Here is a 12,547-nt window from a genome sequence, read left to right as displayed (position 1 = left end):
TCAGACCCTCTCGTAACGATTGGCCGGCCGGGCAAGACCGAGGTTGTCGCGGAACGTCGATCCTGGAACCGGGCGATGCGCGACGCCTGTCTGCAACAGCTCGGGCAGGACGTAGCGGCTCAGCACCGGTAGGTCCTCGTCGACGACCGTCGGGAACAGCCGAACCCCGTCTGCTGTGGAAGCCAGATCGGTGAGCAGTTCCGTCAGGCCGGCTGCAGGACCGGAGTAGCTCGTTCGACCCGATGCCGTTGCGGCACCGAGTGATTCGAGTCGCTCGGCCGCAGTTGCGTCCGCGGTGTCGAGCGCGACGTCGATTTCGACGACGGTGAGCGCGTCCGTCCGCGCCGAGGGTGTCTCGCGGACGAGGACGACGTCGACGAGGTCGCGCTCGTCCTCCGTGCCGAACACGACGAGCTGTCCCTGCGGTGGGCGCGGCACGATCGCCGGGCCTTTCACCGAGAACGACTCGCCCTGGAAGTCGACGTAGTGCAGCTTGTCGCGGTCGAGGAAACGCCCGCTCGCGACGTGGCGGATGACAGCGTCGTCCTCCCACGAATCCCACAGTTGTCGAGCGACGGTGATCGAGTCTCGTTGCTCGCGAGTGCGATCCGCATCGGACGTCACTTCGGGTCGGCCCCACGCGCGGGCCGCCGCCGGGTCGGTCACACGAATCGGGATCCATCCGGCACGTCCGCGCGACGAGTAGTCGAGCGTCGCAAGCTGCGAAGACGTGTGGAACGGCTCGGCGTACGTCGTGCCGACGACCGGGACGAGTCCGATCGTGGACGTGGTCGCCGCGACGAACGAGGCGCGGGCGACGGCGTCGACCCTCGCGCGTACGTCGCCGGACGGCGGGAGGATCGAGTCGTCGAACGTGGCGAACGTGAAACCCGCATTCTCGGCGGCCGCGACGCGAAGCGACAGCGTCTTTCCGCTGATCGACCCGCTCGACGGCTGGTTCGCACGCCGCGCCGCGCGTGGATGAGCACCCTCCCCGTCCAACTCGATTCCGACGGCGAAAATACTCATACGAGAACCTCTTTCAGGGCCTTGGCTGCGGCGAGTGGTCGGCTCGGAATCCACTCGCGTATCACGGGTGCGACGTCGGACTGGAACAACTCCAGGCTACGACGCTGCTGACGCGCGGGGATACCGTCGGCATCCGCGCTGAGATGGATGACCTCGTGACCGAACTGTTCGTGATACCGACCGATCTTGTCGATCACCTGCTCGGGGCTGCCGATCAGCGCGGAACTGCGCTCGACGAGGTCTTCGAGGGAGTCGAAGACGACCGGGATTCCAGCGCTGCGTTGCGCCGCCAGCCGTGCCTCGAACGTGAAACGGTATGCGGCAACGGCCTCCTGCGACGTCGCGGCGACATGGAAGCCGGCAGTGCCAGCGCCCACGAGGGCGTCCTCGGGACGACGACCGTAGTGCGCCCAGCGCTCACGGTAATGGCGAATCAGTTCGGCGTACGGCTCGGGCGGATTGGTGACGTTGGCGGAGAAGATCGGATCCCCATGCCGTGCAGCCAGATCCACGGATTCCCTACTTGTCGCACTGCCGTGCCAGATGCGAATTCGAGACTGCAACGGACGAGGTAGAGCTTTCGCGTCGACGAGCGGAGGCCGGAAACGACCGGACCACGTGACGCTGTCGCTGTCCCACAACGCGCGAAACAGTTCGTAGCCTTCACGATTACGATCCCACTGATCCTCGGGTGTCACGTGAAACAATGCGGCCTGGGCACTTCCGTTGCCCTTGCCGATGATCAATTCGAGTCGGCCATCGGACAGGTTGTCGAGCGTCGAATAGTCCTCGAAGGCGCGCACCGGATCGAGGAGGCTCAACGTGGTTACGGCCGTGAACAATCCGATGGTCGACGTGCGAGCAGCGATGTTGCTCAACACCACCGGCGGCGACGCCGAGATGAACGGATCTTCGTGACGCTCCCCCACGGCGAAACCGTCGTACCCCAGCTCTTCGGCGAGTACCGCGGTGTCGATGACTTCCCGAAATCGCTCTGCCGGGCTCTTCTTCTCACCGGATACGGGGTCCGGCCGATGCGACACAAGGCTCATCAGCAGAAACTTCATGCGGCACCCTCGCAGACGAGAAGCTTTTCGAACGGGTGAGGACCGACGTCCTCGGCCGGGATCGACCGGTCGTACAGCGGCGTGTATCCGGCGGACAGATACAACGCGACAGCTTCCGGCTGCCGCCACCCCGTCGTCAGGTAGATGCGGGAGTATCCACGCTGTGTGGCGATGCGCTCTAGTTCTGCGACGACGAGTTTGCCGAGACCCCGTTTGCGGTGTGTCGATGCGGTCCAGATCCGCTTCAGCTCGGCGGTCGTGGCGTCGTACTGCCGGAACGCACCTCCTGCGACGGGGTGGCCGCCCGAGATGGCGACGACGAGAGAGCCGCCCGGTGGGGCGAATTCCTCCGCCGGATAAGAACGAAGTTCGCTGTACTGCTCACCGGGAGTGCGGCCGTAGCGCGTCGCATATTCGAGCGCGAGTTCCTCGATCAGCGGTGCGGCGAGCGGGTCGTTCTGGTGCACGGCCACGAAGTGCAAGGCGAGCTGATCTTCTGACGTCGTCAAGTGCGGTTCCTTCCATCGATCCTGGCAGGAGCACCCCCACGCGCACGGCGTGATGGTTGCTGCGACGTCGTCGAGCCAAGGTCTCTCGGTCGCTCTGGATGGTTGTGTTCAGTTGTATGAACCGGGCCCGACTGTATTTCATTCCCGACCGCTAGGAAACATCGCCGCCGGAACGCACGCCCAGACGAAACAGCTCCGGAGCCGATCCGCCGTCGACCAGATCGGCAACCAACTCACCGATTGCGGGCGCGAATTTGAACCCGTGGCCGGAGAAGCCGGCGGCAACCGTGAGGTGCCCGACGCGATCGACGATGAAGTTCGAATCGGGGGTGGTCGTGTACAGGCATGTCAGAGCGTCGGCAGAGTCGACGTCGACGCCCGGCAGCCACGTTCCTGCGTACGCCTTCAGCCGTTCGATACCGTCCGGGCGCGGTGCGGCGTCCCGGTCGTCGGGGTCCACCACCGGACCGGTTCCGTGTTCGCCGATCTTGATTCCTTCGGCACTCTGCAGCCCGTAGATACCCTCGGTGTGCAGTTCCGCACCCGGGTGGTGGATGAAGCTCGGCCAGTCGGCGTCGATGACAGGCAGGAAGTGCGCGGGTTGTTCTTGCGTGGTGACGAGCGCGGGAAGATCCACTCGCGTGCCGAGAACTTTCGACGACCAAGCGCCTGCTGCCACGACGACGTGGTCGGCTTTGTAGGTCCGAGAGTTCGTGGACACGTCCGACGCGGTGATCTCCCGCACCGGGCTTCCGTAATGCACAGCGGCACCGGCATTCCGGGCCGCGACGACGAAGGCGTCGACACTTCTGTCCGCATCCAACCGTCCGGCATCGGGATGATGCAGGACTGTCGTGTCGAACGCCAACCCGGGCCAACGCCGCCGCGCCTCGTGCGGGTGCAGAACTTCGGCAGTAAGCCCAGCGCGCGCCAAGGCATCTGCCCGGGGCGTCACGGTAGCGGGCAAGCCATGGTCCACGGCACCCGTCAGTGTGAGAAGTTCGGTGCCGGTACTGTTCTCGAGTTCACGCCACAGTGTGTGAGCGCGTGACGCGAGCGATACGTAGAAGTCGTCGGCGTAGGCGTGCCGAAAGATACGCGAACTGCCGTGTGACGCACCGTTCTTGTGGCCGGGCTCGAACTGCTCGAGCAGGGTGACCTGGTGGCCTCGGCGCGCGAGAATCCACGCCGATGCTGTTCCGATCACGCCGCCGCCGACGACTACCACTTTCATGCCTGGGTCTAACCAACCTTACGGGGCAGGCCCTGCGGGTTGATCACGGACTCGGTGACAACCTCGTCCTTCAGCCCCCAGCGGTCGATGACCTTCTGGTAATCGCCGTCCTCGATGGCGTGGTTGATCGCCTCCTGGATCGCGACGATCAGGCCGTTGTCCTTCTTGGTGGTCACGGCGATTTCGCCTTGCAGGGCGTCGCCCGCACCGGACACCGTGCCGATGATCTTGCTGTCACCGCTGGTGGCCGCGTGGTAGACGGCGGACGGGTTGGGTCCGACGTAGCCGTCGATGCGCTTGGACGACAGCGCAAGGTAGTAGTCGGAGGTGTTCTGGTAGTACGCGATCTCGGCCGGCGCGAGACCCTCGGCGATGTTGGCTTCGTTCCACTCGACCAGAAGTTGTTCCTGGTTGGTACCGGATCCGACACCGATTTTCTTGCCTGCGATGTCCTGACGGCCGTTCACGACCCAGTCCGTGTCCTTCTGAGTCTCGAAGGCGAGGTTGTCGAGACGGTACGTCGCGAAGTCGTACTTGTCTTTGCGCTCCTCGGTGACGGTGACGTTGGAGATGAAGACGTCGTTCTCTCCGGAATCGATCTTGACGAAGTTCTGCGCCCAGTCGGCGACGGTGATCTCCGGCTTCAGACCCAGAATGTCGGCGATGAGGATGCCGAAATCTACTTCGGAGCCGACGACGGTCTTGTCGTCGGTCGCGTAGAAGCGCAGCGGCGGGGCAGTACCGGCAGTTCCAGCAATCGTCAGGACGCCTGAATCACGAATGGACTGGGGAACTTTCGCCGCGATCTCGTCGACCTTGTCGGCGTGAACGCGGGTGGACTGCTCCGGTGAGAGGTCGAAGGTCTGACCGTCCTCGGTCACTACCTCCGATTCGGCGGTGGGTTCACTGCACGCGGTGAGCGTCAGCGCAGCAGCGGACAGGGCAGACGCGAGGACGAGGAGTCCCCGGTTGAATCTGGGCATGGCTCTTCCTCGAGTTCAAAGAACGTGGGCGAGGAACGCTTTGGTGCGCTCCTCTCGGGTGTTGTCGAAAAGTTCCGTGGGCGTGCCGCTCTCGACGATCTGTCCGCCGTCCATGAAGACGACCGTGTCGGCGATCTCCTTGGCGAAACCGACCTCGTGCGTGACGATGACGAGTGTCGCGCCTTCACGAGCGAGCCCCCGAATGACTTCGAGAACCTCGCCGACGAGTTCGGGGTCGAGCGCCGATGTGGGCTCGTCGAACAGAATCACTTTGGGGCGCAACGCGAGTGCCCGGGCGATGGCGACGCGCTGCTGTTGGCCGCCGGACAATCTGCGCGGGTAGTCGTGCGCCTTCTCTTTCAAGCCAACGCGTTCGAGCAGAGCCAGAGCTTCGGGCTCGACGTCGGCGCGCCTCCGCTTCTGCGCCGCGATCGGTGCTTCGATCACGTTCTCGAGCACGGTGAGGTGCGGGAACAGGTTGAAGTTCTGGAAGACGAAGCCGATTTGCGAACGCTGCTTCAGGATGTCCTTGTTGCTGAGCTCGTGCAGTTTGTTGCCCTTGCGGCGGTAGCCGACGAGATTGCCGTCGACCCTGACCGTGCCCTGATCCACCTTTTCGAGGTGGTTGAGGGTGCGCAGCAGCGTGGACTTACCGGATCCGGACGGGCCGATGATGACGGTGACCTCGCCCGGGCGAACGACGAGGTCGACACCCCTCAGCACTTCGAGCGGTCCGAACGACTTGTGTATGCCGCGGACTTCGACGGCGTACTTCGAGTTCTCCGGTGCGGCGGTCATCGGGTTGCTCCCCGAGGCGCGAGGGTGATCTCGGCGAGCCGCTTGCGTATCTTCTGGACCGGTGTCAGAGGGATGGTGCGCACCGCACCCTTGGCGTAGTGCCGTTCTACGTAGAACTGGACGACCGACAGGATCGACGTGAGGATGATGTACCAGATGGTCGCGACCATGAGCAGCGGAACGACCCGCCCGTTGCGGCCGTAGATGACCTGAACCTGGTAGAACAGCTCGGCGATGGCCATGACGGACACGATCGAGGTGCCCTTGAACAGGCTGATGACCTCGTTGGCGGCGTTCGGGAGGATCCCTCGCATCGCTTGTGGCAGGACGATCTTGAAGAATTCGCGACGCTTCGGAATGCCCAGTGCAGCAGCCGCTTCCAACTGGCCTTGGTCGACGGAGATGATGCCCGCCCTGACGATCTCGGCCGAGTACGCAGCCTGGTGCAGCGCGAGACCGATGATGGCGGCCGTCGAACCGCTGATCACGTTGTTCACGTCGAACTCGAAGAACGCGGGACCGAACGGGATTCCGAGCGTGAGAGTTTGGTAGAGGTAGGCGATGTTGAACCAGAACAACAACTGCACGATGAGGGGAATCGACCTGAACGCCCAGATGTAGAACCAGGAGATGACCTGCAGCACAGGGTTGTTCGACAGGCGAGCCACGGCGAGCGCGATGCCGATCGCGAACCCGATGAGCGTGCCCCAGAACGTCAGCTGAATGGTCAGCCACAGCGCGGACATGACGGACGCCGCCGTGAAGTACTGAGCGAACGTTCCCCAATCCCATCCCGGGTTGGTCGCGAGGCCGTGCAGGAACTGCGCGACCAGCACGAGGACCGCGATGCTGACGACCCAGCGCCACGGGTGCCACTTCTTGGCGACGACGAGGTTCTCGTCGTCGATCTGCGGTTCGGCCGACGCGGGCCGCGCTTGCAATTGAGTCACCGAAACAAGCTTTCTGGTGGAGGTGTGGTGTGTGGCGGGACTATCTGCAGGTACAGCTACAGGCGCCCACGCGGCACAGGTCGACGTGCAGGCGTCGCCGCATTGCCCGTCGCTGACACAGTGCGCAGCTCATGTGCTTCCTCCATCGGTCCTGGCGGTAGCACCCACACCTTCCGTGAGGAAGGGGGTTGCTGCGACGTCGACGAGCCAGGTCTCTTGGTCGCTCTGGATGGTGACAGGAATGTATTCGGTACCTAGTACAGCCGTCAAGTCTCCGGTTTTCGATTGCATTGCGGCGCTTGAGCTTCGACTTCGAATCACGGTGATTCGAACTCTTGCGGGTTTCGACCGTTCGCGTCCGGCCGCGCACCTTCCAGCAAGCGCGCGGGTTGCAACGTGCGCGTGCGCTGCAACCTGCGCGGTCGACGTAGTGGGCGGCCTCCCTTGCATTCGAACGCATGTTCGACTATTGTAGTGGGCATGGGAATGCCGGGGGGCGTTGACAATTCAGGCGAGGCGGACGCGATCCGTCGTGCCGCCGACGCGGAGGCGTCGGAACTGTTGGTGACGCTCGCCGGCAATCGCCGCGCCGAGAACATCGCCGCCGCAACGGCGGTCCACAACCTGCACGCCCTGTTCGAGCTCCGCTTCTGCGCCGAAGCCGACATCCACGAATCCGGCGACGGCGAACCCGACATCGCACTCGCCAAACGCACCGTCCAGTGCGAAGCCGCCGTCGCACTATCGTTGTCACGCACCGTCACTCGCGACATGATGACCATCGGCGAACAACTCGCCTGGCGACTCCCCGCAGTCGACGCCGCCTTCACCGCAGGCGATATCGACTACCCTAGGGTCCGCACCATCGCCCTGGTGCTCGAGAAGGCATCCGACGATACCGTCCACGCGATCGAGGACAACGTCCTCGCCACCGCACTGCACACCACCGTCGGCCCCCTCCGCGACCGCATCTGGAGCCTGTGGATCGAACACGACCCCGACGAGGCCGCAGCAGCGCGTAAGAAAGTCGAATCCGAAGAACGACGCGCCGACGTCATTCGAGGCGACGACGGCATGGCCACCCTCCGCGCCAGAATGAGCAGTCTCGAGGGCGCCGAAATCAACGCCGTGCTCGACGAACTGGCAGGCACCGTTTGCTCCCGCGACCCGCGAACGAAGAAGCAACTCCGTGGCTACGCCGTCATGGCTCTCGTCTACCGCCAGGACTTCATCGCCTGCATGTGCGAAACCGACGTATGCCCGGTCAGCGGACAGCAGGAGCATCACTCCAAGCGACGTCCACACCTGTTGCAAGTCACCGTAGACATCGAGACCCTCCTCGGACTCACCGACCGACCCGCAACCCTCAGCGACGGCACCATCCTCGACCCCGACACAGCTCGACGGCTCGCTGGCGATTCCCGACTGCAGATGATTCTTACCGAACTCATCGAAGACATCCGCGCGGAAGAAGGACACGGCGTCGAGGCGGAGGAGTCTGCAGACGACACGGCCGAGGATGTCGACTCCGCGGTGGCGCAGGAAGAACATTCGGGCAGCGAGCGTGCGGGAAGTGAGTATGCGGGCGGTACAGACGAACCCGATGACACCGCGGCCGCCGACCACGAAAATCCGAGCGCAGCTGAAGATGTCGCCGACCAGACAGCTCACCACCCGACCGACCACCGACCCACTGCCTATCGCCCGATCAAACGCGGCCGAATCCATCCGGTCGGGCCTCTGAGCGCAGCGCTGATCCCCTGCACCACCTCCATTTCCCGCTCACTCCCGCGTGCGGTACGCCGGCGCCTACGCCCGGGCCGCGATGTCGCTCTCTCCGATACGATTTCGCGGTTTCTCGATGCCGCAGCTGCAGACCCCGCACTCGCAAAGGGCATTCACCCCGACGGCCACGGCGGACACACCGAACCGCCACCGGGAGCACTGACCTACCGACCCACAGCAGAACTCGTCGCACTCACACGCGCGACGTTCTCCACCTGCACATTCCCTGGGTGCAGTGTGCCCGCAGCAGCCTGCGAGATCGACCACATCGTCCCCTTCGACCACACCAATCCCCGAGCGGGCGGCTGGACCATCCGCGCCAACCTCCAGCCGCTCTGCCACTTCCATCACCAAGCCAAGACCCTGAAGCTTTGGGCCGCAGCACGACTCGCCGGCGACGCCATCATCTGGACTTCGACCTCAGGATTGCAACGCATCACCCCGTCGAACTACGGCACCGTCCTGGTCCCGGACACCTTCGTACACAATCGGAAACCACGTCCACTGCCGACCACTATCGAAGACGAGCGCTCTGCGGCAGTTCTTGTCGTCGATGAGGCGAGACCGACGGAACCACCACCGGACGACGAACCCTCCGACGAACTTTACGAACCCACCTGGTGGGAACAGAACATCACCGACACCGACACCGACTGGGGTCGGCTGTTGAACCCCGAGACGGTGACGAACGTGCCGACACTCGGCGACATCGCACGCGCCCGCACTCCACAGGAACGCGACGACGCCGTCTACCTCCGCGAGCGATTCCTCGAACACCGCGCCATCGTCACCGCCCGCGAGAATTACCGACCACCACCGTTCTGATTCGCGTGCCGGGTCAACGTCCACGCGACTACGCCGCACAGCAGGATCGTCACGACCGCTGCGAGAGCCTGCTCGTCGTAAGCGGGGGCGTCGCCCACGAACGAACTCACCGTCCGGTTGTCGATAGCCGTGATCGCCGTCCACCCGTAGTGCTCGGCGAACGGCACGAACAACAGAAGCGGCCCGAGCACTCCCACGGCAGTGAGCGCCCCGTTCGACGGCAGGCACGACGCGAACAGGTATACGGCCACAGGCAGCAGGACGACCGGATCCACCCATATGTCGAACACCGTCGGCACGGTCACGAGAGCGAGCATCCCGAACCCGACTACAGGAGCGGGCCACCTCCGGCCGACGACCGATCCCACGACGGCCGCCGCGACGGGAAAGACCAGAAACCACCGGCTTTCGACGACGAAAGCCCCACGGTCGACGACGGACACAGCCAGCCCGGCCAGCAACACCACACCCGTCGTCTCCCTCGACACGAACGCCGCGGCGACGACAGCAGCCACGAGCGCTCCCCCGGCGACCCACTCCGCGTACGACGGCGGCGGGCCGAGCTGCTGGGCGAACCACCAACGCGTCAGCAACGCTACGAGCGGTATTCCCACGCCGATCACCACGATTCCGACCCGCGACGACCGATCGGGATCTCGGATCTGCCCGAAACCCGAGGTCGTCAGGGTCCAGAGAACAGCCACGACCGTCGCCACCAGCAGTACCCATGCAAGCCCGTCGGACGCGTCGGACCCGTCCGACAGGTAGTCGGCGTACCGACGCGGGATCATTTCGACGGGCCTCCGCGCCCCGACGACAACGCCCGTCGCCAACGCACTCTGCAACCAGGCACGATCGTCGGTATCCGCCAGGGCCAAGAGTCCGCCGAGTATCAGCCCGGCGCCGACACCATCCAACAACGAACCCGACCACATCGACGCCACCAGCACAGCGGCACCCACGCATACCGTCGTCGACCCGGCTTTCGCACTTCGAACCTGCAGCACGACGCACGCCGCGACGATCGCGGCCACGACGACCGACAGCGTCGGCCCGAATTCGCCCATATCGCGCTCAGCCAGCGTCGAGCCGACCAGTACGCCACCCAACATCATGGCAATTCGACCGCTCCAAGAGTTCACGAAACAATTAGACGCTGGATGATTGCAAACCTTCTCGCCGGTCTTCTCACGCGACATCATCGCTACATGGCACCCACAACAGAAGCGTGGCAGTGGCAGCTCGACGCGGTCTGCCGCGGCGCCGATTCGGAAATCTTCTTCTCACCGTCGGGTGAGGGCCGCACGGCTCGTCGGCAACGAGAGGATGCCGCGAAGGTCGTGTGCAGGACATGCCCGGTCATCGCGCAGTGCCGCCAGTTCGCTCTGGCCGCGGGCGAACCGTTCGGAGTGTGGGGCGGCATGACCGCCCGTGAGCGCTCACTGCAGCGCGCGCAGTCGAAGAAAGCCGGATAGCGCACAATGGTGAGGTGAGCTCACCGGACGAACCGCAGCGTTGGACCTACCTGATGGACATGGACGGCGTTCTCGTCCACGAAGATCACCTCATCCCCGGCGCCGACGCGTTCGTCGCCGAGCTGGAGGCGAACGACATCCCGTTCATCGTGCTGACGAACAACTCGATCCGAACTCCGCGCGACCTGCAGGCCAGGCTCGAACGAACCGGCCTGAAGATCCCGGAGTCTGCGATCTGGACGTCCGCTCTGGCCACGGCGAATTTCCTCGGCAACCAGCGTCCCCGCGGCAGCGCCTATGTCGTCGGCGAATCCGGTCTGACGACGGCCCTGCACGACATCGGCTACGTACTCACCGATTCCAACCCCGACTACGTCGTGCTCGGCGAGACGCGAACGTACTCCTTCGAAGCCATCACGACGGCCATTCGACTCGTCGAGAAGGGCGCACGCTTCATCGCGACCAACCCTGACGCCACCGGTCCGTCCCGTGACGGATCGCTGCCCGCGACCGGATCCGTCGCCGCACTGATCACCAAGGCCACCGGCCGCGAGCCCTACTACGTCGGCAAGCCGAACGCACTGATGATGCGTTCTGCGCTGCGCGCGATCGGCGGTCACTCCGAGAGCACACTGATGATCGGCGACCGGATGGACACCGACGTCGTCTCCGGTCTCGAAGCCGGCCTGCAAACCATCCTCGTGCTGACCGGCATCTCGACCACCGCATCGGTCGAGCACTACCCGTACCGGCCGACGAAAGTCATCAACTCGGTCGCAGACCTCGTCGGACGCACCCAGTCGCCGTTCTGATGTCGGCTCTACCGCACTTCGTGCTGTCCCGACGCGACTGCACCGTCGAGGCCACCGGCGTCGAGCACCGGTTCTCGACGCTGCCGGAGGCCGTGCAGTCCGGTCGTGCCGTCGTCGGCGCGATCCCGTTCGACATCGGTGATCCTGTCGCGCTCGTCCAACCGGTCGACCTGACCAGGACCGACGGGCCGTGGGCTTCCCGTGTCTCATTGCCACCGCTACCCCACGTGCATGTCGGACGCCAACAGCCCGCGTCGGACGTGCATGTCGAACGCGTGCGGAAGGTCGTGAACTCGCTCCGGCAGGGCGCAGCGCAGAAAGTGGTGCTCGCGCGTGCTCTCGAGCTCCTCGCCGATTCGCCGATCGATCCGCTGTCGCTGCTCGCCTCACTCGTTGCGGCCGATCCACTGGGCAACGGCTACAGCGTCGATCTCTCCTCTGCCGGAACCGATTACGAGGGAAAACACCTCGTCGGCTCGAGTCCGGAACTTCTGGTGCGACGACGCGGCACCACGGTCAGCTGCCATCCGTTCGCCGGGACAGCGGCGCGCAGCGACGACCCCGACACCGATGCAGCGATCGCCGAACGTCTGGCCGCGAGCGCGAAAGATCAAGCGGAACACCGATTCGTCGTCGACGAAATTCGCGCAGCACTCGAACCTCTGTGCGCAACAATCGAAGTCCCCGAAACACCACACTTGAGTTCGACGCCTCAGCTGTGGCATCTGAGCTCGCCCATCACCGGCACTCTGCGCGACTCGTCCACGACGGCACTGGATCTCGCGCTCGCACTGCATCCGACCGCTGCCGTCGCGGGCGTTCCGCGCGCCGCAGCCATGCAGACGATCGCGGACATCGAGGGCCCGCGCGGCTTCTACGCGGGCGCTGTCGGATGGACGGACTCCGCGGGCGACGGCGAGTGGATGGTGGCCATCCGATGCCTCGAACTCGCGGCCGACGGCCTGTCAGCGGTCGCGACGGCGGGCGGAGGCATCGTCGAAGCCTCCGACCCCGATGCCGAACTCGCCGAGACGACAGCGAAATTCAGGACTGTTCTGGAGGCGCTCCGCGCCTCGTGAG

Annotated in this window: 12 protein-coding genes and 2 riboswitches; of the genes, 4 read left to right on the top strand and 8 right to left on the bottom strand. The window is 64.7% G+C overall.

What is annotated here, in order from left to right:
* The 7 genes from A3K89_RS03755 to A3K89_RS03725 all read right to left on the bottom strand — a co-directional run bounded on the left by A3K89_RS03755 (window position 1) and on the right by A3K89_RS03725 (window position 6,570).
* On the bottom strand, window positions 1-1,029 hold the full coding sequence (locus tag A3K89_RS03755) for an LLM class flavin-dependent oxidoreductase (protein ID WP_068421982.1): 1,029 nt from the start codon (window positions 1,027-1,029) through the stop codon (window positions 1-3).
* A complete protein-coding gene (locus tag A3K89_RS03750; RefSeq protein ID WP_068421979.1) occupies window positions 1,026-2,096 on the bottom strand; it encodes an LLM class flavin-dependent oxidoreductase in 1,071 nt (356 codons plus the stop codon). Before A3K89_RS03750 ends, A3K89_RS03755 begins: the two co-directional genes overlap by 4 nt.
* Window positions 2,093-2,605 carry a GNAT family N-acetyltransferase gene (locus tag A3K89_RS03745; RefSeq protein ID WP_068421976.1) on the bottom strand — a complete coding sequence of 171 codons (513 nt, stop codon included), beginning with the start codon at window positions 2,603-2,605 and terminating at the stop codon, window positions 2,093-2,095. The genes A3K89_RS03750 and A3K89_RS03745 overlap by 4 nt, the downstream gene beginning before the upstream one ends.
* A gap of 9 nt (window positions 2,606-2,614) precedes the next feature.
* Window positions 2,615-2,710: riboswitch (SAM riboswitch) on the bottom strand.
* 46 nt (window positions 2,711-2,756) lie between these two features.
* Window positions 2,757-3,839, bottom strand: a complete 1,083-nt coding sequence (locus A3K89_RS03740; protein ID WP_068421973.1) for an FAD-dependent oxidoreductase — start codon at window positions 3,837-3,839, stop codon at window positions 2,757-2,759.
* Between the two features lie 8 nt (window positions 3,840-3,847).
* On the bottom strand, window positions 3,848-4,822 hold the full coding sequence (locus tag A3K89_RS03735) for an ABC transporter substrate-binding protein (RefSeq protein WP_068421970.1): 975 nt from the start codon (window positions 4,820-4,822) through the stop codon (window positions 3,848-3,850).
* Between the two features lie 15 nt (window positions 4,823-4,837).
* Window positions 4,838-5,620: an amino acid ABC transporter ATP-binding protein gene (locus tag A3K89_RS03730; RefSeq protein WP_068421967.1), complete on the bottom strand. Its 783-nt coding sequence runs from the start codon at window positions 5,618-5,620 to the stop codon at window positions 4,838-4,840.
* Window positions 5,617-6,570 (bottom strand): amino acid ABC transporter permease, encoded by a 954-nt coding sequence (locus A3K89_RS03725; protein ID WP_068421966.1) that lies wholly within the window; start codon window positions 6,568-6,570, stop codon window positions 5,617-5,619. Before A3K89_RS03725 ends, A3K89_RS03730 begins: the two co-directional genes overlap by 4 nt.
* Before the next feature lie 139 nt (window positions 6,571-6,709).
* Window positions 6,710-6,806: riboswitch (SAM riboswitch) on the bottom strand.
* Between the two features lie 244 nt (window positions 6,807-7,050).
* Here A3K89_RS03725 and A3K89_RS03720 point away from each other — a divergent pair.
* Window positions 7,051-9,180, top strand: coding sequence for an HNH endonuclease signature motif containing protein (locus tag A3K89_RS03720; RefSeq protein WP_068421964.1), 2,130 nt, complete (start codon window positions 7,051-7,053; stop codon window positions 9,178-9,180).
* Here A3K89_RS03720 and A3K89_RS03715 read toward each other — a convergent pair.
* A complete protein-coding gene (locus A3K89_RS03715; RefSeq protein WP_157105211.1) occupies window positions 9,159-10,322 on the bottom strand; it encodes a hypothetical protein in 1,164 nt (387 codons plus the stop codon). The two genes, A3K89_RS03720 and A3K89_RS03715, sit on opposite strands and share 22 nt — an antisense overlap.
* 66 nt (window positions 10,323-10,388) lie before the next feature.
* Here A3K89_RS03715 and A3K89_RS03710 point away from each other — a divergent pair, with 66 nt between their 5' ends.
* From A3K89_RS03710 to A3K89_RS03700, 3 genes are read left to right on the top strand one after another with little or no spacing between them, the layout of a single operon-like run.
* The gene (locus tag A3K89_RS03710) at window positions 10,389-10,655 is read left to right on the top strand and encodes a WhiB family transcriptional regulator (protein WP_068422261.1); all 267 of its coding nucleotides are present in this window, start codon (window positions 10,389-10,391) and stop codon (window positions 10,653-10,655) included.
* A 53-nt stretch (window positions 10,656-10,708) separates the two neighbouring features.
* Window positions 10,709-11,467 (top strand): HAD-IIA family hydrolase, encoded by a 759-nt coding sequence (locus A3K89_RS03705; RefSeq protein ID WP_206031296.1) that lies wholly within the window; start codon window positions 10,709-10,711, stop codon window positions 11,465-11,467.
* Window positions 11,467-12,546, top strand: coding sequence for an isochorismate synthase (locus tag A3K89_RS03700; protein ID WP_068421955.1), 1,080 nt, complete (start codon window positions 11,467-11,469; stop codon window positions 12,544-12,546). Before A3K89_RS03705 ends, A3K89_RS03700 begins: the two co-directional genes overlap by 1 nt.
* Window position 12,547: the final 1 nt, after the last annotated feature.

This window comes from Rhodococcoides kyotonense, assembly GCF_001645385.1.
Taxonomy (GTDB): Bacteria; Actinomycetota; Actinomycetes; order Mycobacteriales; family Mycobacteriaceae; genus Rhodococcoides; species Rhodococcoides kyotonensis_B.
Note: the sequence above shows the minus strand (reverse complement) of the source record. Positions and strands in the feature narration are given on the sequence as shown.

Bases quoted from the DNA above. Each gene is read 5' to 3' on its own strand.
- A3K89_RS03755 (WP_068421982.1), bottom strand. From the start codon at position 1,029: ATGAGTATTTTCGCCGTCGGAATCGAGTTGGACGGGGAGGGTGCTCAT.
- A3K89_RS03750 (WP_068421979.1), bottom strand. From the start codon at position 2,096: ATGAAGTTTCTGCTGATGAGCCTTGTGTCGCATCGGCCGGACCCCGTA.
- A3K89_RS03740 (WP_068421973.1), bottom strand. From the start codon at position 3,839: ATGAAAGTGGTAGTCGTCGGCGGCGGCGTGATCGGAACAGCATCGGCG.
- A3K89_RS03735 (WP_068421970.1), bottom strand. From the start codon at position 4,822: ATGCCCAGATTCAACCGGGGACTCCTCGTCCTCGCGTCTGCCCTGTCC.
- A3K89_RS03730 (WP_068421967.1), bottom strand. From the start codon at position 5,620: ATGACCGCCGCACCGGAGAACTCGAAGTACGCCGTCGAAGTCCGCGGC.
- A3K89_RS03720 (WP_068421964.1), top strand. From the start codon at position 7,051: ATGGGAATGCCGGGGGGCGTTGACAATTCAGGCGAGGCGGACGCGATC.
- A3K89_RS03710 (WP_068422261.1), top strand. From the start codon at position 10,389: ATGGCACCCACAACAGAAGCGTGGCAGTGGCAGCTCGACGCGGTCTGC.
- A3K89_RS03705 (WP_206031296.1), top strand. From the start codon at position 10,709: ATGGACATGGACGGCGTTCTCGTCCACGAAGATCACCTCATCCCCGGC.
- A3K89_RS03700 (WP_068421955.1), top strand. From the start codon at position 11,467: ATGTCGGCTCTACCGCACTTCGTGCTGTCCCGACGCGACTGCACCGTC.